Source organism: Streptomyces sp. GL_140 (genome assembly GCF_057834465.1).
In genome coordinates, this window is sequence record NZ_JBYQMJ010000002.1 from 1 (window position 1) to 24,324 (window position 24,324).

Below are 24,324 nucleotides of genomic sequence, written 5' to 3' on the forward strand. Positions count from 1 at the left end.
ATCCACATCACGTCGTAGAGGCGCACGCGGAACTGGCGCCGGTCGATCCAGTCGAGGAAGGCGGGAATGTCCTCGTGGAACCCCTTGAGCAGCACCCGGTTGACCGTGACCGGTAGCCCGATGGTGTCGGCCAGATCGATCACGGCCAGGACGTTCTGGAAGGCGTCCAGACCCATGATGTCGGTGTAGGCCTGCCGCTCGAAGGCCTGTACCGACAGCACGAGACCGGACAGGCCCGCAGCGTGGAGCCGGGGGAGCCAATCCAGCAGCTTCAGGCCGTGGCTGACGAGCGTGATTTCATCGATGCCGTCCGCCCGCATCCCGGCGATGAACCGTACGAAGTCGTCGTTCAGCCGTGGTTCGAGTCCGGCCAGGGTGACTTGGGTGATACCGCGTTCGCGCCGGAACTGGCCGACCAAGCGGCGGGTCTGCTCCAGGTCGGCGTCGCTCAGCCCGTTGCGCTCCATGCCCTCGTTATGGCACCACATGGTGCTCTCGCCCGGATAACCGCAGCGCATCGCGCACGTGGCCGTGGTCAGCACCCGCAGGTTCTGGAAGTACGTCTCAGCACGGATTTCCTCGATGGGGATGCCGGGGAAGGCTTCACGGATGTCGTCAACCGTCTGGAGCGGCAGCGAGTGCAGCCGCTCAACCACGACCGGCGAGGGAGCGACTGTGCCGTTGCCCTGTACGGACAGCAGCGGAAGAACGCGGCGCGACTTCATCAGATCGGCCCTGCCTTTCAGACCAAGGGGCTGGATAAGCCATTCATGAGACCCCGGCTCTGCCCGCGGGAGACAACAACCGGATGCAACTTCTTCGCCCGGTCTTATGTCACCGCCCACGCCATCCCCCTCGGGGCTTTTGGAATGCGGAGAGAGGATGGGGCAGGGCACCGCCTCGGCTGATGGTTCGGCCGGCGCGAGGGGCCCCACAAAAGCCGCGCGGTCGTCCGTCGCGGCTCCAGCCGCCGTACCGCGAGAGCACCTTGCAGGTCGTCACGGCAGCCAGACCCAGGGCCGCGGCCACCGCATCGAGGTCCTGGCCACGCGCATCATGGGCGGGCCAGTACACGGTATGGCGCGCAAGGTCCGGTCTGCTTTGCGCGCTGCTGGCCTAAGAAGTCATCTCATTTGGGCTTCGCGGGTAGACTGTCGGCCATGGTGGGGATCGTTGAACGGCTGGTGCCGGACGAGCTGTGGGAGCTGTTCCAGCGGGTGGTGCCGGACGCGCCGTCGCGGCCTCAGGGCGGTGGGCGGCGCCGGCATGGTGACCGTGAAGTACTGGCCGCGATCGTGTTCGTCGCGACGTCGGGTTGTACCTGGCAGCAGCTTCCCAAGGCATCGTTCGGCCCCTCGGGGGCGACAGCCCACCGACGATTCTCCGAGTGGAGCGAGGCCCGGGTGTGGGCCAAGCTCCACCGGCTGGTCCTCGACGAACTCGGCGTCCGCGGTGAACTCGACTGGTCCCGCTGCGCGATCGACTCGGTGAACATGAGGGCCCTGAAAAGGGGGATCTGACAGGTCCGAATCCTGTGGATCGGGGCAAGTTCGGCTCGAAGATCCACTTGATCACCGAGCGGACCGGTCTGCCCCTGTCCGTCGCGATCTCGGGCGCGAACCTGCACGACAGCCAGGCTCTCGAGCCCCTTGTCCGCGGCATACCGCCCATCCGATCCCGCCGCGGACGCCGACGACGCAAGCCCGGCAAGCTCCACGCGGACAAGGGCTACGACTACGCCCACCTGCGACGATGGTTACGCGGACGCGGCATCAGACACCGCATCGCCCGCAGAGGCATCGAGTCCTCACAACGGCTCGGCCGCCACAGATGGGTGGTCGAAAGGACCATGTCCTGGCTCGCCGGCTGCCGACGCCTGCACCGCCGCTACGAACGCAAGGCCGAACACTTCCTCGCCTTCACCAGCATCGCCTGCACCCTCATCTGCTACCGCAGACTGACCAAATGAGATGACTTCTAAAGTCGCGGGCCAGATCCGCAATCGCCCGCAAGACGTTCTTCAGCCGGATCTCCAGTTCCGACGGCAACCGGACCGCCGATGGCCTCCACGGTCACGATGTGCCGGTCCCAGTCATCCAGGCACTCCGCCGCGCTGTCACTTCCCGCCTCCCAGAGGTGGAAGGGGACTTCGCCGATCGCGGCCCAGTCCAGGAGCCGAAGGACTCCCCTCCAGCCGCAGGAGCACTCCGCCCGGTGCTGTCACGTTGTCGGGGGTGTGATCGGCTGAGGGTAGGGAGGGCCGTTGGCGGCCGGTTGCTCAGGCGGCAGCGGGCATGCCGACGGCTCCGGTGATGTGGTTCCAGATGGTGAAGCGGATCATCATTTCGAGGCGGTGGCGGCGGGCGGTCACGCGGTGCCGGTGAGGCCTGAAGTGGGGTGAGATCCCGGTGAACGCGGACAGGAACCGCTGCGCGGAGCCTGGGCTGCGGAATCCTTTCATCGCACGTTCCCGCTGCCTCGCCGGCTGGTGAGAGTTCTCCGCCCGGTTGTTCAACCCCTTGTGCGAGCGGTGCTCGACCGACGGCATCACCTCACGGTGCGCAGCCCCGTACGACCTCAGTTTGTCGGTGACCATCACCCGGGGCACCTGCCCGGTGGTGCTGAGAAGCCGACGGAGGAAACGCCTGGCAGCGGCTCTGCCGCGCCGGTTCTGCACCAGGATGTCCAGGACGTTGCCGTCCTGATCGACGGCCCGCCACAAAAACCTCTGCTCCCCGTTGACCTTGATGAACACCTCGTCCAGGTGCCATTTGTCGCCCGGCTGCGGGCGCCGCCGGCGCAGCGCGTCGGCGTAGGACTGGCCGAAACTTCAGACACCAGCGCCGGATGCTCTCGTAGGAGATCGACGACGCCCCGCTCGAGCATCATCTCCTCCACCTCACGGAAGCTGAGCGGGAAGCGGAAGTACAGCCACACACAGTGCGAGATCACCTCGACCGGGTACCGGCGCTTCGCGTACGACGGCACCACAGACGACACGAATCCCACCCACCCCGGACACGGCCAACCCGAAGATCATCCCAGACGCCCGGACAACGTGACAGTGCCTCGAGTTCCCATGGGCCCACGCCCACGTCAAACGCAGCCTCGCCAACCTCTCCCTCGACCGGCTCGAAGCCGTCGCCCGAAACCGCTCAAACGGCTCCGGTACACCCCCCACGTTCTCAACAGCTTCCCCGCCGGAACCAGCCTCACCCCCGACCTCCCACCATCCTCACCTTGAAAAGCCAAAATCAGCACTCTCTGTGACTCACCCGTTCAGTCGAGAGGGCTCAGACCCGCTCACCTACTTAAAGCAAGGAGGCGAAAGCCGCTAAGCCTACCGGCACAGCGAGCACGCTAACAACACACCGACCAATACACACAACAGGAGCAGAAATGAACAACCCCAAAGAGAACTACTTCAACGAATCCGCGAATCAGGATTACCTGAAGGAGTGGTTAGGCAGCTCCGCCGGACAGAACTTCCTGAACGCATACCTGAACGGCCCCGGCGGGCAGGCATTTCTGAAGGGATACCTAGCCGGTGACGGAAAGGGATTCCTGAAGAACTTCCTGAAGCCTTCGGCGTAACGCCGGCAGGCCTTTCGGAAAGTAAAGAATGTACAGTCAGAGCCATTTCGTGAACCGGCCCTGCCTGGATTCGTAACATATTGAAAAGCCGTACCTCCAACCGATCCCAGAGAGTGCAGACCGTACACACTCCCGCACGAGCGCTCTCCGGTCGGCCGGCACATGGACGCAGGGCCTCCTGGCAGCTCGGGAATGCGCATCTTTCCCGAGTAACGCCAAGAGGCCCTGCTGCCACAGTTCTACGTGCCCAGACCGCCGAATTCAACTCATCCGCCGTGCCGTTCCGCTCGCGCATATGTACGGCAATTCAGCCGATCACCCCGAGAAGGAACACCGCCATTGATCAGCAAATCAAAAGGTTCCCTTTAGCTAAGCCAGAAAAGCAAAACCCCCACCAGACCAGACAACCGGGCCCGCCGAACCACCACCCACAAAAACCCGCAGACCATCACGACCCACACCCCCGGCAACACCACCCGACCCCACCCCGGAACCACACCCGCCCACCAGCCCACGAACAACACCCCTTCAACCCCGCAAACATCCGCGAACCCCCCACCTGGACAAGCGAAGGGCAGCAGCTCGTGAGCCCGGTCCCACCTGCCACTCCGCAGTACCAGTCAACGACTCCTGCCGCAAAGAAGCACCCCCGCCGACAACGACGCACCCCGCAACCGCCCTCCGGAGACAGCCCCGGAGAAGCGGAGCACGCCAGGCATCAGGACCCCCGCCCGCCCCGGAAGACCCCGGGCAACGGGCCCGCCGCACGTGTCTGCGCACCTTCAGCGGGTGAGGCCCCAGCCCACGTCACTGCTCACAACGATGCCCCTCCGCGCACTGACTCCTGGCACGACCAGCCATACAGCACCGGCGCGTCCCTCAGGGCCAGCCACCGAAGAACCCAAGCCGATGCCGGCGTACGGCCCGCCAGCAAAGAGACCGGTGCGGTCGAGCAGCCGGAGACCACTGCCGATCCCCGACTACCCGACCACAGCGCAACGCCGTCCTTACTGCGACGGGGTTCGTAGGCCCCGCCCCAACGGTGAGAAGTGGCTCCGCCAGGCGTTCTACTGCCGGGCCGGTAGGTGGCCCGCGCACAAGCGCAGCCAGCGAGAAAGAGGCCGTCAGGGGCCCGGGGGACATGTCGGCCGCCCGTTCGAGAGGTGGGGCCACTTCTCGCCGTTCGCCCGGGGCCTGGAAACCCCGTTCAAGACAGCCGTCCTTACTGCCGGAGCTCGCAGCGAGGGGTACCAGGCACCACCCGACAGAGAAGGGAAGTAACGCCGGGTACGAGCCCTGGCACATCCCTTCCGCATCGATAAGGTGAAAACAATGTCTGAGAAAGTTGAAAACCCCGACAGCAGTGATCACAGTGGGTTCACCGTCTCACCCGGGCCGCAGGAAGTGAGTCTGACGCCGGGTGCGAAGCCGGGGCGTCCGTGGGTGATCCTGGAAAACACCGGGACGGGCGCGGTTGCTCCGCAGGACGTCTCGGTCAGTCTCCCCGCGGGGCGGGACGTGTACTTCGTTGTCGAGAAGGGCCCCGCACACCTGCTGACCGTGGCGGACGGCTCCTACAACACGACCACTTATCCGGGGGTCCTGTTACCCGACAGCCAGACCCTGACGTTCCACAACATCGACCCGGCACTCCCCCAAGCGGGTGCAGTCTCTGTCATGTGGGTCGAGGTAGCGGCCGGTGGGACTGCTCAGGCGGGCACCACAAGCCTGGCATTCACCGTCGGCGCCCAGCACCCCAACTCCAACCCCATCAACGTCCAGGGCATCAACTAACCCCGCCGTTTCGGTTGGGGGAAGGCGGTGTCGCTGATCAGCAGCGGTTGGGGGGATCGACGCGATTTCGGTGTTTGGGCAGGGATGAGGCCTGGCGCGGCGGTCGGATTCTCCAAGGTCTTTTGGGTCGTGGGCGGACGAGGGGCTGCCGGTCAGCCGCCAGGACGGGGCAGTACAGCGAGGCGGTGGAAGACCATGGCCAATTCGTGTCTCCAGAGCCAGGTCTGCGATATCCGCAAGCGCAGTCGCCAACCGCCCCGGGTGCGGCGGACGGTGACATCCAGCAGCCGGTATCGGAGCTTCTTCGGCTCGGCAGCCGCCAGCTCCCCGTCCAGCAACAGGACCCGCATCCAGGCCAGCAGGCCGATCGCCGCGAGGCTGAGTTCGAGCCAGGCCGAGTTGATCGCGAAGCGGCGGGAGGGGAAGCGGCCGAAACCGGTGATCCTGCCGCACCGGATGTGGTCCTCGACGGTGGCATGGACGGCGGCGGTCCTGACTCCGGCTCCGGGCATCGAGGTCAGGACCAGGTGAAGAGGGTGGGCCTCCAGCAGGCTGCTGATCTGGGCTTCGAGTGCCCGGCGCTGGTCGTGGACCGTGGCGAGCGAGGCGGCCAGGGACGGGACCACGATGTCGAGTGTGCCCGTGCCGGGAACGACGACGGTCTGCTCGTCGAGGGCGTCGAAGACGTCATCGATCAGCCGCTGGGCCATCCGCGGAGCCCTGGGCCGGATGAGCTCGACGAGTCTGCAGCGGCTGGCTTTGCGCAGGGCGGCCGGGCCACCTGGTGTACACCCTCCGCACCACGGACGACACAACGGGCTTCCTCCCGGACGGACAACCCGGAGATCATCCCACCCCACCCGGACAACGTGACAATTCCGCTCGGACTGCCCCTGACCTGCAACGGAACATGATCAACCAACTATGAATCAGCCCCGGGAAGGGCGAGGGGAAGAAGGGGAAGGAAGACATACAAGGGGGCAGGTGTGCGGGCTACGAGGAGACTTCCGCGGGAGCCACCGTTCCCGGACATCCGGAAAAGCTGGCCACGCGAATGGAGTTCGGCACATACCAGACAGCTACAGCAATTTCACGGAAGAACAGTTCCAGGTCAAGGTGAATGAATTTCTGGTGACCGTGGAACGTTAGAACATGCGTTACTGGACGTGAAGATATCGGAAGTAGCGGCGCATTAATCCTGGAAGCGCAATTCCAGCCAGTCGCTATAACGAAAGAAACCATCCACTTCGCGATAGAAGGACTCCGCCCACCCGGAGAATCCCAGCCGCACGTCTGGGATTTTCCGCAAACGAGGAGAATCTACGGAAGTACGCGACGAAAGGCCTCAAGGACGCAAGCAGCCGCCGAGAAGACCGGATCAGCATCCGGCCGATCGCCTCCCCGACACAGAACAAACGACCAGAAATTACGCCGACAGGGTCACGAGACACGAAATAGAAAGGAACCCTACAATGGCACTTGACATCGTATTCGATAAATCGGGCAACAACTTCAACATCCACCTCAACCAGGCGGCTGTCCAGAAACTCCAATCCGCATCCTCTGAATTCAATACCGATCTGGCTGCAGCCGCGCAGCAGTTCCCGGACGTAGAAAGCGTCATCCATGAAATTCAGTGGGACATGCGAGAATTGGCTGCCATGATTGACGCGACAGGACGGGTCAGCATTCAGGGAACCCTACCCAAGGGGCACCTTACCGGATGGACTCCCGACGACAAATACCCAGGGTTTTCCGTGGTTCCGGGTGGTCCGCCGAATGTGACGCTTGTGCCTGCCGGGGCACCCGGACATCCGGGTGTACAGGTGGCTGGACAGGTCCCGCCGCTGGATGTGACGGTGAAGCTTCCGGCGGGTGCGCTTCTCAAGTTCCAGCCGCAGCCCACATATTTGGTTTCGGTGACGAATCCAGTGACCGGCGTAATCACCAACTTTGACGCCACTGTGTCTGGCGACGGGCAGACGCTGACCGCTTCCCAGGTCGATCTGACGCAGGCGGGGCTCGGTGGGAACGGGACGTACGTCTCGCTGTGGGTGGCGGTGACGGCTGATGCGAAGGCGCCGGTGGGGACGACACAGCTGGCCTTCACCATCGGCAATGTGGCCTCCCCGTCCACCCCCGTCAACGTCATGGCCAGCAGCAGCCGGCCCCAGACCCCGGTCATCACCACCCCGAAGAACGGCAGCACCACCGGTGACCGGCCCGACTTCACCGGCACCGTCCCCGCCCCCGTCGACCAGGGCACCTACATCCGCGCCACCGAAGGATCGACGGTCATCGCCGACAACATCCCGATCAAGGCCGACCGGACCTGGATCTTCGACCGCGCCCCCAAAGCCGGACCCTGGACCCCCGGCACCCACACCGTCACCGTCACCGCCGTCCACGGCACCAACATCTCCGCCCCGGCCACGGTGACGTTCACCGTCGTCGACCCCCGGACCCCGGTCATCACCACCCCGAAGAACGGCGGCACCACCGGTGTCCGGCCCGACTTCACCGGCACCGTCCCCGCCCCCGTCGACCAGGGCACCTACATCCGCGCCACCGAAGGATCGACGGTCATCGCCGACAACATCCCGATCAAGGCCGACCGGACCTGGATCTTCGACCGCGCCCCCAAAGCCGGACCCTGGACCCCCGGCACCCACACCGTCACCGTCACCGCCGTCCACGGCACCAACATCTCCGCCCCGGCCACGGTGACGTTCACCGTCGTCGACCCCCGGACCCCGGTCATCACCACCCCGAAGAACGGCGGCACCACCGGTGTCCGGCCCGACTTCACCGGCACCGTCCCCGCCCCCGTCGACCAGGGCACCTACATCCGCGCCACCGAAGGGTCAACGGTCATCGCCGACAACATCCCGATCAAGGCCGACCGGACCTGGATCTTCGACCGCGCCCCCAAAGCCGGACCCTGGACCCCCGGCACCCACACCGTCACCGTCACCGCCGTCCACGGCACCAACATCTCCACCCCAGCCACCGTCACCTTCACCGTCGCTCAGAGCTGATTCATAGTCGTCGTGATCAATTGGCTGTGCAGGTCAGGCCCTGCCCAGGATGTCCAGCAGGCGTGTACAGGTGCGTAGGAGACCTCGCGCAGGCCGGCTGCGACCTCGGCCGGGCCGACCTCGGCGACAGAGGTGACGATGAGTTCGTCGCCGTGGAAACGAGCCCAGACCCGGGTGTCGATCAGCTCCTGCGGGACCGAGTAGCGCACGCCCTCGACGGAGATGGTCGCGTCCCAGCAGACCCGTCGGGTGGTGCCGAACGCGACGGTGAAGGGCTCCTTCGGCAGCCGGTGCAGCCGGGCCCGTTCCTCGAGGAGCATCTCGGCGGGCTTGCGGCGCGTCTCGCGGTGGACGCGGTCGTTGACGTCGTCGCAGAACTGCCGGCATGCCGCCTCCAGCTGCCCGAAGGTCGCGTACTGATCGAGGAGATTGGCGTCGGTGGGCACCAGGTCGGCCTTCGCGATCCGGACGGTGGCCTCCGAACCGCCCTTCGACTCGGGGTCGGCCGGCAGACAGGTACGGATCGTCGTCCCGTAATGCCGACCGACCTCGACGATGTCGGGGTTGCGGACCGCGAAGTTCGCGATGTGGGTGGCGGTGACGGTCTTCTCGTTGTCGGTCAGAGCGTAGGTAGGAACCCCACCGATCCGCCGCAGCGTCGCGTCCAGGCAGGCCACGATCGTGGGCAGCGCCTTGTCGAACACCGGGATCACGACCCGGAACCGCAACCATGACAGCCACACGCACCACAGGGAAGTACGACGTCCGCCGATCTTGGGGCCCTCGCCCCAGTCCCACTGCATCCACAATCCTGGCTCGGCGATCGACGGCCGCGCGGCGGGTGGTTCGTTCCCCGCCGGTGAAGCCCATCGCGGTGATCTGCCGGTGCACGATGTCGGCGCGTACCTTGCCGCGGGAGTTCGTCACCAGTTCCTCGATCTTCGCGAGGTACTCGTCAATCGGCCGGGCCCGGTGCTGCCTCGCGACCGGTCGCTCGCCGGCCTCACGCATCTGCACATACCGGGCCACCGTGTGATGGTCGCACCCGGCCAGCTCGGCCGCAGCGCGGTAACTCCCCGTGAGGTCGTATGCCTCAAGGATTTCCATAATCTCCCTGCTGTTCTTCACACACAGTCCGGGCACGTCGCCCGACCGAATAGACGCGTCAGCCCGCGCGCGACCTCCTCGTGGCCAGCCTCCGTCGCCATGCGGTGCAAGCGCGCGGGCAACGAGCCGAGGGCAGCCGGATCGGCGGGCAGCAGTGCCGTCTTGACCGGGTCCGCCGTCACATAGTCACCGGCCGAAGCAAACGTGCCATGATCGCCGAGCGCAATGAAGAGCGTCGACTCACACACGGGACAGTCGACCTCGTACTCCTCGTAGAACAGGCCCTCCAACCTCCCGGCGCTCCGGACCCGTTCGACCTCGAAGGCCAGGAGACACTGGAGGAGGCACACGAACGACGAACGGTCCTCATGGGAGGTCTGATCGGGAGTGGCATATTCTCACTCGCAGGGATGCCGGCACTCTTCTGGTTCCCGGCTATCGTGTGCATTTTGCGCTTTATGGGCTTCACTTTCGAATCTGTGAGACGGCGTTAGCTTCGATCTTTCACACGCCCAGCAGATTCGGAGGTCTTGATGACGTAGTTGATCTTCGGTCGTAAGCTCGTTGTCGCCTGCCGGTGGGAGCCCAGTCCGGGTACTGCAACCGGCCATCCACGAAGCCCGGGGCTTGACAAGGCGTCGTACGGCTCGCGGTCTCACGGGAGCTCTGCATCAATTGGTTCGTCGAGGTCGTGCGGGATCGTGTGCTGGTGTGTGGCGGCGGTTCGCTCGGGCGACTGAGGGTCAGTTCGTCGAGGCTTTCTCCTCCGTGCTCGTCCCATGCTTGTCAGTGTTTTGCCAGGAGTACAGGGTGATGCCGTCGGTGTAGGCGTAGTACAGGTCGCAGCGGGCGACGACCTTACCGGTCGTCTCCTTGGGGAACCACGTTGCCTCGAGTTTCGGGGCGGGTGCGTTATTGTTCTTGACCGGCTTGCATGCGGGGGGAAGTTTCCCGTCCTTCAGGGTGGCCTTCATCAGCTGCTCGCCGCTGGACGGCTTCATCGCGTAGGTGATCGAGGACGCGGTGTCGGGAACCCAGCTCGGGAATGAGGTACGGGCCTCTTTGGCCTCGGCCCCTGTCTCGAATTGGTACTCCTCATGCGCGGGCCTGTGCAGCGGCCATTCCGCCAAGGCCACCGTCGCAAACGCTCCGGCGACACATGCTCCGACGACTCCCGCGGTGATTAAGGCGACTGTCTTGGCACCCATGTGCGTGTACTTCCTGTCTTTATCGTTCGGACGTAGTTACACGCTAAGCGCCGAGGCGCCGTCGAAGATCAGACCGGCGTACTGGTCCGTGTACCTCTCAAGTCGCACACTCGGATCACCCGTGTAGTCCTGCTGGGCCCGCGCGCCCCAGGTCGCGGTGTGGCGCAGATGCCGCCATTTCGCGTGGGAGAACAGACCGTTCGCCATCGAATTCTGGTGCAGTTGTAGCGCCTTTAGTCGGCAAGTCGACTATCCGCCCACCCGATAAGTGCTCCCGCCGGCTCCTCACCACCACCTGGCAGGTGCCCCGGGTGGTCGTCACCGACAAGCTCCGCTCCTACGGCGCCGCGCCCTGCGTGAGGTGATGCCCTCGGTCGAACACCGCTCCCAACAAGGGGCTCAACGCGCGATGAAAGGATTCTGCAACCCCGGCTCCGCGCAGCGGTTCCTGTCCGCGTTCACCGGAATCTCACCCCACTTCCACCCCGGACGCCACCTCATGACCGCCAGCCGCCACAGCCTGAACAACAGACCGCCGACGGCCTCTCCCTACCCTCAAACGATCACGCCCCCGACAACGTGACAGCACCCTCCAAAACCCCGAGGGGGATGGCGCGGGTGGCGACATATGAGTGGGTGAAGAAGTCGCACCCGGTCGTCTCTCCTGGGCGGAGTCGGGGTCTCTTTCGTAAAGGCAAGGGAGTGAATGGTATGACGAGCAACATTGGCGGGCCGGTTTCCGATGGGCAGGTGCCTGAGTGGGCATCGAAGGGTCCGTCAGCTGGCATGATTTCTCAGGATGCTTCCGCGGCGCAGGGCCCGACGGCTACCGGCGCACAGGACGATGATCCCCCGGCCACGCCGGAGATCGTGACGCCGCGGAACAAGCAGCAGACGGGTGACCGGCCGGACTTCACCGGCAAGGCCCCGGTAGGAACGACCATCCATGCCACTGAAGGCTCCAATGTCATCGCCAATGGTGTTCCGGTGGCCGGGGACGGATCCTGGATCTTCGACGCCGGCGTCCCGTGGGTAACCGCTACCCACACGGTGACCGTTACGGCCATCAACAGCGCCGGCGTCCCGTCGGCTCCCGCCAAGGTGACTTTCACCGTGGTGGACCAGCCGGTCATCGAGACTCCGGCTGAAAATGCGACCACCGCCGCCCCGTACTTCACCGGCAGTGTCCCCTTTCCCGTCGACAAGGGAACCGTCATCCAGGCCACCGAAGGCAAGATCCCGATTGCCAGCAACGTCCAGATCAGCCCGAAGCTGAAATGGAACTTCGTCCGCGATCCCGCGCTCGGCCCCTGGCCGAAGGGTAGTCACACAGTGACCGTGGTCGCTGTCCACGGGAGCCGCATCTCCAAGCCTGCCACGGTCAGCTTCAACGTCCCGGGCTGAAGGCTGCTCCGGTGCTGCCCAACGGGCAGCACCGGAGACGGGGCACTGTCACCCTATTCGGCGGTCTGAACGGTGCTGTCACGTTGTCGGGGGCGTGATCGCCTGAGGGCGTGGCGAGGCGCTGGCGGTCTGTTGTTCAGGCTGTGACGGGCAGGCCGGGCGCACCGGCGATGTGGTTCCAGACGGACGTTGCCATCGGTGTCCACGGCAACCTTCCTGGACATCCTCGTCACCAACCGGCGAGGCCCTGGCCGGTCTTGACCGCGATGTCGGGTGATGCGGCACCGGCCGAGTTGACGTGGCACAGCGGGCGCACGGGCTCGGATGTCACTTGGCCTTCGTGCTACAGGTAGACAGCGCGTGACGACGCTTGTCCTGACTTCGGCCCAGGCTCCGGCTCGCTCTTCGGCGGCGCCGGCAAGTCTTGGAACGGCAGCCACACCCTGTGCTTCGCGTCTGACTCGCAGCATTCGTCGTAGTAGACACCAACCTTGAAATCACTGGGCTTCACCGATTCTGGGAGCGGAGCCTCCATCCGGCAGCTCATGATCAGTCGGCCGTTCGGCGGGAAGTCGGTTCCGTCGCTGTCGTTACGCAGTTCCTCACAGCCGCTGTAGAACGGGCCGGAGGACAGCTCGCACAGGCCAACACCTTCAAGGGGAAGGCATTCGGGGAACTTCGACGGTTTGACGAAGAAGGAGAAGCCGTAGTTGTGACCCACCCACAGACTGTTCGGAGATGGGATTTCAGGGCGGCGGTCGTCGGTGACGGTCATCTGCACCGTCAGCGTCACGTGAACCTCGCCGGGCTTGTCGTACCGGCCCCCGGAACCCTTGACGTCAGTAGAGTAGCCACGCCATGCGTACCCGTAGCGCCAGTCGTCGATCGTGACCGGTGTGAGCCTTGGCGTGACCGGTGTGGGGGCCGACGACGCGCTGGGCGTGGGTACAGGGCCCGACGGCGTCGGGCTCGGAGAGGGAACTTCCTGCGTTGCTGTGGCCGAAGGCTTCGCGTTGGCGGCCTTGCTCCCGAATGGGGCGGCGCACGCGGTGGCAGTGGCGAGTACGGCGACGGCCGCGAGAATGCGGTGGCGCACGATGCCCCCTGGTTGTGAACTTGCGGTTGGCGAAGCGTAGCGAGACTGAGGAGCGCACTCGCCCTCTTCCGCCTATTCGGATGTCCCCGCATGCCAGATCAGCGCTCAGTCTTGGGGCGTCGCAGGCACCCGTCGGATCGGCGTCCTGTTCGGCGGGGACCCGAGGGCGGCCTCGGCGAACGCGGTGCGGTCCAGCAAGGCGGGTTCAGCCACGGCCGCCAGGGCCCGCCGCAGCCGCCCGGCGTCGATGCGGCCACGGTTGAGCGCGTCGTACAGCGCACCGTGCCCGCACGCCCCCTGGGGCCGCCTGCGCTGCGCGATCGCCGAGGCGAACCTGGCCCGTCATCTCGACGGCCTGGGCGGCGGGCCATTGCGCATACTCGACGTTGCCGGCGGCGACGGTGGCGACGCCATGCGCCTCGCCAGCCGCGGGCATGCCGATGACAATTGGCGAACTGCCCATCGTATGGAGCCTCTCCCCCGAGGACGTCCAAGCTGGATGGCGAGCCCTCTGGTGGAGCGTCGGACCGGACGACGAACTCGCAGTGATCCTGGTCCAAGAACGAGACCTGCACGGTTCCCCGTACATCAAGGGATGGATCGGCTGGCGCCTACCGGCGCCGTGTGACGGCGTACTGGTTGCGGTCACGGACGGGATGGAGCGCCGTACAACCGTGACGGGCATAGACGGGTCGACCAATCGTCTGGTTCTCCTCTCATGGGCCCGGTTCCTGCTGACGTCGAGCCGCACCCGCCAGGGCAAGGACGGAGCCTGGGAGAGCAACGCCGTCGTGTACTCCCCCTGGCATGCGTGGTACAGCCACAAAGGCACCTTCCTCACCCGGGTCGACCCCGCTACCGGAAAGGAGAGCAGCTGGGCCAACCCGGTGAGGGACACTGACGGCATCACGGTCCGGTGCAACCGAATGATCCTCACCCGCCGCTTCCACAACCGGCCCGGTGTCGTACTGAACCACGCGGAACTCATCGACGACGCCTGGGCGCCGCTCGCGCTGGATCCTCGCCCCGATCCCCACCGCCCGGCTTCGCCGCCGGATGATCCTGTGGGAGGGCACTGTCAGGTTGGCGAATATGTCGTGGTCGCGCCATGAAATCCTCCGCCACAACGCTCGGTGGAAACCAAGACCTCTCGCCATGGCGGCGCTTCCGGCCCAGTCCACCGGAAGGCTTCCTGTCATGCCCATGAAATGAGCGCTTAACCTGACAATGCCATCTATTCGTTTCCGGAAGGACTATCCACAGACATCAGCCGTGGTGGATCCGGGTTCAGGGGATGTTGTCTACGCAGGTGGCTCCGTTGAGGGTGAAAGTGTTGGGGGGAGCGAAACTACTGGTGTCCGCCCCGTAGGTGTAGATGGCGAATTTAACAGTGCTGCCGGGGTTGATGCCGATGCCATTGCTTTCGGTGACAGTCACATCCCTGCCTTTCCTCGGGGAGACGGCGTAGCCATTCGGATAACTGCGAACGATGGTCCTTTCTTCGTTGAAGGTGAACTTCAGGTTCCAGTGACCGGGGACCGCCGAATTACCGATATTGGTGATCCAGATGTTGGCCTTATAAAACAGGGCACCGGCCAGGGGTGGGAAGTACTGATACTGGCCGTAGATAACTCGGCATGTAGGTGCGGCGACAGTCCAGGAGAAGGTGGCTGATCCGGTGGCACCGGCGGTGTCGGTGGCGGTGACTGTGACGGTGGAGGTGGTCAGGGTTGTGGAGGTGCCGGAGATCAGTCCGGTGCCGGGGTTGATGGACAGGCCCGCCGGCAGGCCGCTGGCGCTGTAGGTGAGAGTCTGCCCGGGGGCGGAGTCCGAGGCCTGCATCTGCAGGCTGACCGGCGTACCTGCCGTAGAATTCTGGTCACCCGGATTGGTGACCGTCACGGCGTTGCTGGTGGTAACGCTGGAGATGGCGAAAATATGCAGGGCGGGACTGGTCGGTGTCAGCGGCCCGCCCGCGGGCAGGGTGACCGAAGCAAGACCCTTACCTGGGGTGAGGGAGACGACCTCTGAAAAGATGTGGACCCGGAAGGACGCCTCCGGCCCGTTTCTGTGGTCGGAGTCGACGGCCACGGCCCCGCCGGCCGGTGGGGTTGCGTCCACCCAGTCAGGCGCGTTGAGCACGTAGCCCTGAGTGGAACCGTCAGTGTAGGTAATAGTTCCAGTTCCCGTTGCCGCTCCATGAGTGCCCGATACCAAGAACCCCAGCTTGCCGGCGGTCCCGGAAAGAGCGACAGTCTGCCCCTGGGCCACGGTGTTGTTGTCGCCGCTGTCCAAGTTGGGGAACGTGAACCGCATCCCCGACGAATCGATGCTCGCCCCGGACCCGGCGCCAGCGGCTGTCAACGCCTCCGCGGAATAGCTGTTGCCGCTGGCGTCAAAGTCCCCCAGTGCCGGGCTACCATCCGGACTGATTCCATCATTGTTGTAACAGGCGGCCAAGTTCGCACAGTCGGACGCCGCAGCCGCCGCCGGATACCCCGAGACCACAACGCCACCGACGAGCAGCGCCCCGGCGAGCGCGATCCGTGCCCCCTGCCTCAGATGCCGGAATCGTGGCCGAGCATGCATGCTGCATCTTCCTGACCGGTTCCTGTATTGACGAATCTTCACCACGATGACTCCTTTGCACTACAGGACTTCGGGAGATGATCGACGAGGCTCCTCGCCGCGAATCTCCCAACAACACGCCGTTTCTACCCGTTCTGTTGCCGTCGATGCCTGCTGTTGCAGATCGCGGGACAGCTGATGCGACGTTGTTGTCGCATGGGTCTGGTGTGTCCCGGTAACCGGACTGGCGAATCGCCGCCGTACGCCTCGGCCGCCACTCCGGCGACATCGCCGAGGCTGAACTACAGCTGTCGCTCGAGCTCCCAGCGGAAGGGTTCATCGTCGGTGATGGTGTGAATTAGCCGGCCTGTGGCCGCTGCTGAGCATTCGTTGCTTCTTTTGCCGGCTTTAAGGGTGACTTGAACGTCCGCCATTGTCATTCCTCTCCTGAGTGCGGTTTCCGGTAGAGCTCTGTGACTGACACTGATGTGGATCATCCCTGTGGCCACTGCGTGTGGCTGCACCACCGGTTCAGCCTGAGCCTGCGCGACGCCGAAGAGCTGATGCTTGAGCGCGGCATCGAGGTGACGTACGAGGCGATCCGGCTGTGGTGCGAACGGTTCGGGCCCGCCTACGCCGCCAGGCTGCGCCCGCCGTCAACCCGCCCCCATCCCCATAGCGCATACCAACGGCATGCGCTCAGATGACCGACAGCCGACTACACGAACAAGCCAATCACCTCGAGGCGCCGAAGTCAGTCATCGCGCGCGGTGGACCAGGACGGGAAAGTGCTGGACATCCTCGTGACCGGCAAGCGCGACGCGAAGGCCGCCAAGAGGCTCTTCCGCAGACTTCTCAAGAGCACCGGGCAGGTGCCCCGGGTGATCGTCACGGACAAGCTCCGTTCCTACGGCGCCGCCCACCGCGAGGTGATGCCCTCGGTCGAGCACCGCTCCCACAAGGGGTTGAACAACCGGGCGGAAAACTCACACCAGCCCACCAGGCAGCGTGAACGCGCGATGATTCGAAATGAACCTCCGCTTCACTGTCTGGAACCACATCACCGGCGCCACCAGCATGCCCGCCACACCCACAACCACGGCCCCCTCCCGGCCCCGGCACGTCCTGACACACCATCAACCGACCACGCCGCCGACGAAGTGACAACGCCGTACAGCCACACGCAGTGCGAGCGCAAACACTCGGCCAACGCCCAAATCAGCATGGCGAGTTTAGGCCCTTCTCGGCCCGGGCATCCCCTCCGTGGAGGGTGCCGGATATGCCGCCCTCACCATCACATTCGTACAAATCGGGGATTCACACCCTGAACATCAGACACTCCGCCCTTCCGCGAGTCGAATGCCTGATCGCCCTTGTGTTCTCTTTCGGTCTCAGCGCAACACCATCATCATCGGCGGCATCAGGAGACCTCGCCCAGGTGGCCTGCGGATCCCGGCGCCTTGATCCCCTACACCACCTGACAGGACACCATCTACTGAAAGGGGACCAAAATGAGTTTTCTAGCCTGCCTGGGGCGTACAGCGGTGGCTGGATCATTGGCTGTTGCTGTCCTTGCCTTCCCCCAGAATTCGTCAGCTGCAGTCGGAGATCTCAGCTGTATCGGGATCGGGAACTCGACACTCACATTCTCGCCCCCTCTGACCAACACGGCGCAGACGGTCACCATCACGTCCACCAACACCTTCCCGAACTGCACTTCCAGCGACCCCGCCATCACGAGTGCACACATCGCAACCTCCGTTCACACCGGAACCCGGTCCTGTACCAGCCTCCTCAACACGGCTCCTGCACCTGGGCCTCTGACAATCACCTACAACACCAGTGAGAACACAACATACAATTCAACATTCTTGGCCAACTACTTCCTGGGAACCCTCACTGTCACCGACTCAGGCCCCGTAACCTCAGGAAAATTTCCCGGTGCGACCGTCATCGGCGTAGCTGCATACGTCCCCGACCTGACCCGGTGTTTGCCAGGAGGCCCAGGGATCGCCACCCTCAACGGCAACTACAGCATCAACACTCTCTAACCTCGGTGGGCACGCCAGGGGGCGATTGGCACCCACTCGACTCCGAGCTCGGCGAGCGTGGCCAGTTGGTCGGGGTGGAGACAGTCGAGGCGTGCCTCTCTAGCGCTGCGGTCAGGTGAAGCGCTCTGCGGGTGAATGTCGGCGAACAGGATCCGGTCGGCTGTGGGGACCGGTGAGGTCGCTGGGCGTTGGGCGTTGGGCGCCTACGGCTGGGCTGGTCCGGGAATCGAAATGCTTTGAGGCGTTCTTCACGCCTGACAGCGAAGACCTGCCGACCATCAACATCGGCGCGAGCCGCACCGGCATTCCCGGTGCGGCCCCAACAGCCGACCGGGCCACTGGCCAGGTCCAGTCGATGCCCAGCTCGGCGAGCGCGTGCAGCTGGGCGGTGTCGAGTTGGTCGCGGCGGGCTTTCTGGTCGGCGACCCAGACGCCGGTGCGGTGCTCGGTGCCGTCGGGGAGGTGTTCGGTGTGTGCCCGGGCCGCCGTCCGCTCCGGCTCCGGCGCCCGCTCCCGCTGCGGGGGTGGTGGTGGTGAGCGAGGACGCCCGCCGCTCGGGGGCGCGTTGCCCGAGGGCCTGGCCGTTCCCTCCGGGACCTGGACCTCGGCGACCGCGCGAAGGCGCTGGAACGGCGCGGTCAGGTTGGGTGCGAGCCTTCTGTCCGGCATGACCACCAGGTGGATCGCTGCTGGTGGGAGGACGGATCGTGGCCTCGGCGCAGGAACCGTCGTACCCGGGCTATCGCTTTGAGGTTACCCCTGCCGGCTGGGCAGCTTGATACTGGGACGGATGGTCCCGGAGGAATCAGTCACAGGTAGTGAGCAAGAAGAGCAATGCGAGCGCCAGGTGACCTGCTCGTTCTCGGGCGCGTGCGTTCGAACAGCGTCAGCGCGAGGACGAAGTAGACCATGACGCGAGCGGGCAGCAGCCCAGCGGGGTTGACGACACGATCGGAACCCCTCCCGGAGACCACCAACCCAAAGATCATTCCAGATCCACGGGCAAGCTGACAGTGCCGTGGTTCGGGTTCGAGGACTCTGATGTCGAGGCGGACAACGGTGCTGCCAGGGCGGCCTCAGGCGTGACCAGCTGCGGCACGGGAGCAATACAGCATTCGCCAAGGCTTCGGCGCGGATGACCGAAGTCCCCACCCGCCCCACGTAGTTTTTTCATGTGATATTAGAAACGCGTGGAATGTCGCTCATGCGACGATTGGGCAACCGGGCTCCATCGTGGTTGTCGCTGCTGCTCGCAGTGACCTGCGTGGCGCTCGGCGCGGTGATCGTCCTGCGCCCCTTCACTTCGCTCTCGGTACTGCGTCTGCTGATCATCATCGTCTTCACCGTGTCCGGAATCGCCGACCTCCTCGCCGCACCCCGGGCAAAAGGGGCGGGCCGGACCGCAGCAACGGGCGTCGTCTGGCTGATAGCCGCACTCCTCACAGTCCTCTACCCGGGGCAGGCACTCCACGCGCTGGCAGTGGTCGTCGGCCTCGCGCTCATCGTGGGCGGCCTGGCCCGGGTGCTGGGCACGGTACAAGGCGGCCGCGACGAACGTGCGGCCGTCATGCTCGGAGGTCTGGCGTCGGCGGCGTTCGGCGCCCTCGCGCTGGCGTGGCCCGACGTCACCCTGCTGGTGGTGGCAGTCGTCTTCGGCGCGCGAACCATCCTCTTCGGCTGTACCCAGGCCATCGAAGCGGCGCGGGCGGTGCGCGGACGGATCCCGGAAGGCGCCCCGACGAACGGTGGCGGTCGATGGCTGCGCGGGTGGCCACGGACGGTGGCGATGGCGTGCTCGCTCGCGCTCGCACTCGCACTCCTGGCGGTGGGTACTTTCCTGCACCAGGCCGCGCCCTCACCGAACGCCTTCTACAAGCCGCCCGCGTCCGTTCCTGCCACGCCGGGCACACTACTGCGCTCGGAGCCGTTCACGCAGGCGGTCCCCAAGACAGCCCGCGCGTTGCGGATCCTGTACACGACCACGCGCGACGACGGCGTTCCGGCGGTGGCCAGCGGCATCGTCCTCGTAGCCAAGAACGTCCCGCCCAAAGCGCGTCCGGTGATCGCCTGGGCGCATGGCACCACAGGCTTCGTCCCGGGGTGTGCGCCCTCACTGCTGAAGAATCCCTTCGAGGCGGGCGCGCTGCCCGCGCTCGATCAGATCATCGCCAAGGGCTGGGTCCTAGTGGCCACCGACTACACCGGGCTGGGAACAGCCGGTCCGCACCCCTATCTCGTCGGGCAGGGCGAAGCCCGCCCCGTCCTGGACGCCGTGCGGGCCGCCCGCCACCTCGCCGAGATCTCGCTGTCCGGCCAAACCGTCGTGTGGGGACACTCACAGGGCGGTCACGCCGCGCTGTGGACAGGCCAGATCCAACCGTCCTACGCGCCGGACGTTCCCCTTGACGGCGTCGCCGCCCTCGCCCCTGCAAGCGACCTGACCCATCTGGTGGCCAATCTCAGCACCTTGCACGTTGGCAGCATCTTCGCGTCCTACGTCGCCTCCGCATACAGCCAGATCTACCCCGACGTCTCCTTCGCCCAGCTCATCCGCCCCGAAGCTCAAGCCCAAGTCCGTGCCTATGCTTCGCGCTGCCTGGCCGAACCCGCAATCCTCGTCTCCGCTGCCTCCTCCCTCCTCGCCGACCAGCCCGTCTTCAGCCAAGACCCCGCAACCGGCGCCACCGGCTCTCGACTACGTCAGAACACACCCACCGGACATATCCGTGCCCCGCTGCTCATCGCCCAAGGCGAATCCGACCCGCTGATCCTGCCCGCCGTCCAGCGCGCCTTCGTCAAGCAGGCCTGCAACGCCGGAGGCACCATCGACTACCGCACTTACCCAGGACGTGACCACGTCAGTGTCGTCGCCCCGACCTCCGCGCTCATCCCTGACCTTCTGCACTGGACCCAGGACCGATTCAACGGCATTCCGGCGCCCAACACCTGCGCCTAAGAAGCCGTATCTCGACCGATCTTGGAACGTGCGGGTCGAACAGGTTTCCCGCGTGAGTGATCTCCGGACGGCCGGCACATGAAGGCAGGGCCTCCTGGTAGCTCGGGGATGCGAACCCTTACCGAGTGCCCGGAGGCCCTGTTGCCGCAGTTGTACGCGCCTGCGCCGGCCCAGTTCAACGTCCGACGTGCCGTGCGATTGCCTCGCGCAGGTGCACGGCAATGCGGCCGATCATCCCGACCGGAAGCCGCACTGCCCTGGGCCCGGGTCCATGCCTTCTTCCGCCGCTGGCGCGAGAACGAGCTGATCGCGGGGATCATCGACGCACAGTCGGTGAAGGCGGACGCCTCGGTGCCCGCCGCCTCACGCGGCTGCTGTTGATGCATTCGAGACGTCTGGCCAGGGACTACCAGACCCTGCCCGCGACCAGCCAGGCGCTGATCACACGGATGGGACGCCGGCTGGCCCGGCCACGAACCGCCGTCCGGCTCTGAACATCCCCGATGGCTCCAGGGGCAGCCAGCCACGCTCGCCCAGGCGTTTCGCCTTCGAGCGCACCCCTTCGACCTTCGCCGCCAACTCCTGAAGCTCTTCAGCCCTCACACGGGCAGCCGCCTCGTGCTCCTCCAGCAACCCAGAATCGACGCCACCGCGCACACCTCGACGATCAGGTTGAGATACGGCTTCTTACGAATGACCAGCTCAAACCCACATCAAGAAGACAGGACTCCATGACCTTGGAAGCCGTGCCTGTCACGTTCCGGGGGCGCCGCTGAACCAGCAGATCATCACGAACCGGGCGTCACCCGACTACGCCGAAGCCCTGCGAGGGGACGGCGTCCGGGCGGGACTACAACCCGGATAGACGAAGGGCCGATCGCCCGTCCCCTACGTCCTGGGCCCTCTCCCCGGGGTGTCACAGCCGTACTGGCCGCATACGGCCAATCATCAAAGGAGCATTGATCATGAAAACCTATTTAGCGGCCTTCTCTGCCCCCACTGTCGATACCTCATTCGCCAACGGCCAGCGCTGGCTGCCGAGCCTGTACTGCCTGTACGGGCAGGGCAACAGCCAACAGGTCATGTGCGACCGCTACGAGTGGGACCCTGCGTCCGGGAAGTCCTGGTGGCGCGATCAACCCGCCGACACGCACTCGCTGTACGACCTGGTCGGGGGCCACGACCTGTTCAGCAACGACGGTACCGGCAACCTCCTCGACGCCGGCAAACCCATCGACGCCGCCCTCTGCCTTGGAAATACGAACACCGTCTACCTCTTCCAGGGCGGGAGCTGCATCGCCCTCTCCATCAACAGGCCCACGGGAACCCAGCAAAATACCCAGGGTTACGCACAATCTATTGCACAAGTATTCGGCTACCTCTTCGATAACGAAAAAGAGAAAGCCTTCCCCTTCGACGGGGTCGACGCCGCACTCTATTCAGCCGCGGACAACAAGGTCTGGTTCTTCCGGGGCACCCAGTGCGAGTCCTTCGACGGCGACAACTACCAGCCAGACCACTGGGACCCCGCCAACGACAACGGCGGCTGGGGCAACTACGAGCCTGAGATCGGCTCCACCTGGGCCGACATTCCCGCCGACTTCGTCCGCCTCGGCCACACCGAGGCCGCGGTCGATCTCGCCCGGCTCGCGGGGCTGCGTCCGGCCGGCGCCATCGTGGAGATCGCCGGCGAGGACGGCGTCATGCTGCGGCTGCCCGAGCTGATCCCCTTCGCCCGCAAGCACGGCCTGACGATCATCTCCATCGAGGACCTGATCGCCTACCGCCGCTCCGCGGAGCCGACCGTCCGCCGCGAGGCCGAGGTCAGCCTGCCGACCTCCTTCGGCCAGTTCACGGCCTACGGCTACCGCTCCACCGTCGACGGGGTCGAGCACGTCGCCCTCGTCCACGGCGAGATCGGCGACGGCGAGGAGGTCCTGGTCCGGATGCACTCCGAGTGCCTGACCGGCGACATCTTCCAGTCGCAGCGCTGCGACTGCGGCCCCCAGCTGCACGCGGCCATGGAGCGGGTCCAGGCCGCGGGACGCGGCGTGATCGTCTACCTGCGGGGTCACGAGGGCCGCGGCATCGGACTGCTGTCCAAGCTGCGCGCCTACGAGCTCCAGGAGCGCGGCCGCGACACCCTCGACGCCAACCTGGAACTCGGCCTGCCCGCCGACGCCCGCGACTACGCCGCCGGCGCCCAGATGCTCGCCGACCTCGGCGTCCACAGCGTCCGGCTGCTGACCAACAACCCCGACAAGGCGGAAGCCCTCGTCCGGGGAGGCATCAAGGTCTCCGACCGGGAGCCGATGCCCATGGAGGCCGGCGAGCACAACCTGCGCTACCTGCGCACCAAGCGGGACCGAATGGGCCACGACCTGCCCTGGCTGGGCATGCCCACGCCATAGATGGTTACTGACTTCAGCTTGTTGGGGTGAATCCTTGCGAAGTCCCTGATGGGCGTGGGTGGGCGCTGTATCCGCCCCCGGCACCGCCGGGGGCTTCGTGCTTCCTGGAGGACTGACGTGCCGACCTACGAGGCCCTGCCCCTCCCACCGACGAAATCGCGCTCCACGCGGTCAAGGGCCCGTGCGGCGGCAGAGTCCGGGATCGTGGTGATCACCTTCTTGCCGCGGACGGTGAGGGGCGATCTTGCAGTCGTGCTCGGTGAGAGTCCTGCAAATCGGCTCGACGCCGCCGAAGCCGTCCAGGTGCTCGTCGGTGAACGTTACGAGCGTGTGTGGCCGGTCGAGCTCGGCCGCCCCGATGCCCAGCTTGGTGCAATCAAGTCCCCACCGAACCTGGAACGGTTCAATCACCTGTGGCGTCGCACTCAGGAAACCGGGTGCGCTGGGGCCGTTGTCGTTGCCCCGGCCCCTCGCCGCGAGAGCAGTCCGTCGACGCTCCATGCGTGCCGTTCGACGGTGGAGAGGGCGAGCATGCCCGCGCACAGCAGGAAGACGCCGTAACGGAATTGCTCGGCCGCCGGCAGCGAGACGACCATCGAGACGCCGAAGGCGGACAGGAGGCCAGCCGACCCGAGTGCGGCGTACCGGAGCCGTACGCCGAGCAGGAGGACGAGCCCGAGGACGATCTCGGCGATGGTGGCCAGGACAGCGAGGAACGGCGCGAAGCCGGCCGGGAGGAACGAGCTGACCTCCCGGGTGTACGAGACGAAGTGCGCGAAGTCCCCCCAGGGGGAACCTGGGGTTCCCGGCGGGCCGAAGGCGCCGAAGCGGTCGCCGACCGACAGGAGGAAGTCGCCGGCCATGAGGAACCGGACGGGGACGGCAAGCCACGGCCACCGGCCGTGCAGCGCTGCGAATGCGCCCAGCACCGCGATCACCACGATGCCGAAGGTGTCCGGCCGGTGCGTGACGGACCAGACCAACTGCGCGAAAAGGGCAGCCCACAGGGCTGCGAAGGCATAGCGCTTCACAGGGATCTCCGTATGAGAAGTGTGTTGGGAAGAGGGCGGGAGGCGGACGGATCGCCTCGCGCGGTG

The 24,324-nt window shown here is 65.5% G+C and carries 15 protein-coding genes and 5 pseudogenes; 10 read left to right on the forward strand and 10 right to left on the reverse strand.

The window, feature by feature from the left end:
• Positions 1–725: radical SAM protein (locus AC3IYJ_RS39675; RefSeq protein ID WP_489403081.1), on the reverse strand; the 725-nt coding region annotated here is incomplete at its 3' end.
• 435 nt (positions 726–1,160) lie between these two features.
• Here AC3IYJ_RS39675 and AC3IYJ_RS39680 point away from each other — a divergent pair.
• Positions 1,161–1,969 (forward strand): IS5 family transposase gene (locus tag AC3IYJ_RS39680; protein WP_489398952.1). Its coding sequence is split into 2 segments (ribosomal slippage): positions 1,161–1,509 and positions 1,509–1,969, totalling 810 coding nucleotides; the frame shifts between segments, so codons are not numbered across the junction.
• A gap of 309 nt (positions 1,970–2,278) precedes the next feature.
• Here the strand turns inward: AC3IYJ_RS39680 and AC3IYJ_RS39685 are convergent.
• Positions 2,279–3,000 (reverse strand): annotated as a pseudogene (locus AC3IYJ_RS39685) (IS6 family transposase).
• A 399-nt stretch (positions 3,001–3,399) separates the two neighbouring features.
• Between AC3IYJ_RS39685 and AC3IYJ_RS39690 the strand changes: the two are divergent.
• Together AC3IYJ_RS39690 and AC3IYJ_RS39695 are read left to right on the forward strand one after the other, a co-directional pair.
• Positions 3,400–3,594 (forward strand): hypothetical protein, encoded by a 195-nt coding sequence (locus AC3IYJ_RS39690; protein ID WP_489403082.1) that lies wholly within the window; start codon positions 3,400–3,402, stop codon positions 3,592–3,594.
• A gap of 1,443 nt (positions 3,595–5,037) precedes the next feature.
• On the forward strand, positions 5,038–5,388 hold the full coding sequence (locus tag AC3IYJ_RS39695; protein WP_489403083.1) for a hypothetical protein: 351 nt from the start codon (positions 5,038–5,040) through the stop codon (positions 5,386–5,388).
• A gap of 152 nt (positions 5,389–5,540) precedes the next feature.
• Here the strand turns inward: AC3IYJ_RS39695 and AC3IYJ_RS39700 are convergent.
• Positions 5,541–6,170 (reverse strand): annotated as a pseudogene (locus tag AC3IYJ_RS39700) (transposase); the annotation flags it as partial.
• Between the two features lie 1,182 nt (positions 6,171–7,352).
• Between AC3IYJ_RS39700 and AC3IYJ_RS39705 the strand changes: the two are divergent.
• Positions 7,353–8,426, forward strand: coding sequence for a hypothetical protein (locus tag AC3IYJ_RS39705; protein WP_489403084.1), 1,074 nt, complete (start codon positions 7,353–7,355; stop codon positions 8,424–8,426).
• 65 nt (positions 8,427–8,491) lie between these two features.
• Here AC3IYJ_RS39705 and AC3IYJ_RS39710 read toward each other — a convergent pair.
• The 4 genes and pseudogenes from AC3IYJ_RS39710 to AC3IYJ_RS39725 all read right to left on the reverse strand — a co-directional run.
• Positions 8,492–9,554: pseudogene (locus AC3IYJ_RS39710) on the reverse strand (Mu transposase domain-containing protein); the annotation flags it as partial.
• Complete coding sequence (locus AC3IYJ_RS39715) at positions 9,551–9,823, reverse strand: hypothetical protein (RefSeq protein ID WP_489403085.1); 273 nt, start codon at positions 9,821–9,823, stop codon at positions 9,551–9,553. The gene AC3IYJ_RS39715 and the pseudogene AC3IYJ_RS39710, both read right to left, overlap by 4 nt.
• 453 nt (positions 9,824–10,276) lie before the next feature.
• Positions 10,277–10,741: a hypothetical protein gene (locus tag AC3IYJ_RS39720; protein WP_489403086.1), complete on the reverse strand. Its 465-nt coding sequence runs from the start codon at positions 10,739–10,741 to the stop codon at positions 10,277–10,279.
• A 36-nt stretch (positions 10,742–10,777) separates the two neighbouring features.
• The gene (locus AC3IYJ_RS39725; RefSeq protein ID WP_489403087.1) at positions 10,778–10,948 is read right to left on the reverse strand and encodes a hypothetical protein; all 171 of its coding nucleotides are present in this window, start codon (positions 10,946–10,948) and stop codon (positions 10,778–10,780) included.
• A gap of 68 nt (positions 10,949–11,016) precedes the next feature.
• On the opposite strand from AC3IYJ_RS39725, the pseudogene AC3IYJ_RS39730 reads away from it, so the two are divergent.
• Together AC3IYJ_RS39730 and AC3IYJ_RS39735 are read left to right on the forward strand one after the other, a co-directional pair.
• Positions 11,017–11,252, forward strand: a pseudogene (locus AC3IYJ_RS39730) (IS6 family transposase); the annotation flags it as partial.
• Between the two features lie 200 nt (positions 11,253–11,452).
• Entirely contained in the window at positions 11,453–12,145 is a 693-nt protein-coding gene (locus AC3IYJ_RS39735) for a hypothetical protein (RefSeq protein ID WP_489403088.1), read from the forward strand.
• Positions 12,146–12,488: 343 nt separating this feature from the next.
• Here AC3IYJ_RS39735 and AC3IYJ_RS39740 read toward each other — a convergent pair whose 3' ends face one another.
• The gene (locus AC3IYJ_RS39740) at positions 12,489–13,241 is read right to left on the reverse strand and encodes a hypothetical protein (RefSeq protein WP_489403089.1); all 753 of its coding nucleotides are present in this window, start codon (positions 13,239–13,241) and stop codon (positions 12,489–12,491) included.
• 434 nt (positions 13,242–13,675) lie between these two features.
• Between AC3IYJ_RS39740 and AC3IYJ_RS39745 the strand changes: the two genes are divergently transcribed.
• Positions 13,676–14,353: a hypothetical protein gene (locus AC3IYJ_RS39745; RefSeq protein WP_489403090.1), complete on the forward strand. Its 678-nt coding sequence runs from the start codon at positions 13,676–13,678 to the stop codon at positions 14,351–14,353.
• A gap of 175 nt (positions 14,354–14,528) precedes the next feature.
• Here AC3IYJ_RS39745 and AC3IYJ_RS39750 read toward each other — a convergent pair whose 3' ends face one another.
• Entirely contained in the window at positions 14,529–15,875 is a 1,347-nt protein-coding gene (locus AC3IYJ_RS39750) for a putative Ig domain-containing protein (RefSeq protein WP_489403091.1), read from the reverse strand.
• 407 nt (positions 15,876–16,282) lie between these two features.
• Between AC3IYJ_RS39750 and AC3IYJ_RS39755 the strand changes: the two are divergent.
• From AC3IYJ_RS39755 to ribA, 3 genes and pseudogenes are all read left to right on the forward strand, one after another.
• Positions 16,283–16,837: pseudogene (locus tag AC3IYJ_RS39755) on the forward strand (IS6 family transposase); the annotation flags it as partial.
• Between the two features lie 2,227 nt (positions 16,838–19,064).
• Positions 19,065–20,816 carry a lipase family protein gene (locus AC3IYJ_RS39760; protein ID WP_489403092.1) on the forward strand — a complete coding sequence of 584 codons (1,752 nt, stop codon included), beginning with the start codon at positions 19,065–19,067 and terminating at the stop codon, positions 20,814–20,816.
• Positions 20,817–21,781: 965 nt separating this feature from the next.
• Positions 21,782–23,227, forward strand: a complete 1,446-nt coding sequence (gene ribA, locus AC3IYJ_RS39765; protein WP_489403093.1) for a GTP cyclohydrolase II — start codon at positions 21,782–21,784, stop codon at positions 23,225–23,227.
• Between the two features lie 425 nt (positions 23,228–23,652).
• Here ribA and AC3IYJ_RS39770 read toward each other — a convergent pair whose 3' ends face one another.
• Positions 23,653–24,258 carry a DoxX family membrane protein gene (locus AC3IYJ_RS39770; protein WP_489403094.1) on the reverse strand — a complete coding sequence of 202 codons (606 nt, stop codon included), beginning with the start codon at positions 24,256–24,258 and terminating at the stop codon, positions 23,653–23,655.
• Positions 24,259–24,324: the final 66 nt, after the last annotated feature.

Bases quoted from the DNA above. Each gene is read 5' to 3' on its own strand.
- AC3IYJ_RS39690 (WP_489403082.1), top strand. From the start codon at position 3,400: ATGAACAACCCCAAAGAGAACTACTTCAACGAATCCGCGAATCAGGAT.
- AC3IYJ_RS39735 (WP_489403088.1), top strand. From the start codon at position 11,453: ATGACGAGCAACATTGGCGGGCCGGTTTCCGATGGGCAGGTGCCTGAG.
- AC3IYJ_RS39760 (WP_489403092.1), top strand. From the start codon at position 19,065: ATGCGACGATTGGGCAACCGGGCTCCATCGTGGTTGTCGCTGCTGCTC.
- AC3IYJ_RS39720 (WP_489403086.1), bottom strand. From the start codon at position 10,741: ATGGGTGCCAAGACAGTCGCCTTAATCACCGCGGGAGTCGTCGGAGCA.
- ribA (WP_489403093.1), top strand. From the start codon at position 21,782: ATGAAAACCTATTTAGCGGCCTTCTCTGCCCCCACTGTCGATACCTCA.
- AC3IYJ_RS39745 (WP_489403090.1), top strand. From the start codon at position 13,676: ATGCCGATGACAATTGGCGAACTGCCCATCGTATGGAGCCTCTCCCCC.
- AC3IYJ_RS39725 (WP_489403087.1), bottom strand. From the start codon at position 10,948: ATGGCGAACGGTCTGTTCTCCCACGCGAAATGGCGGCATCTGCGCCAC.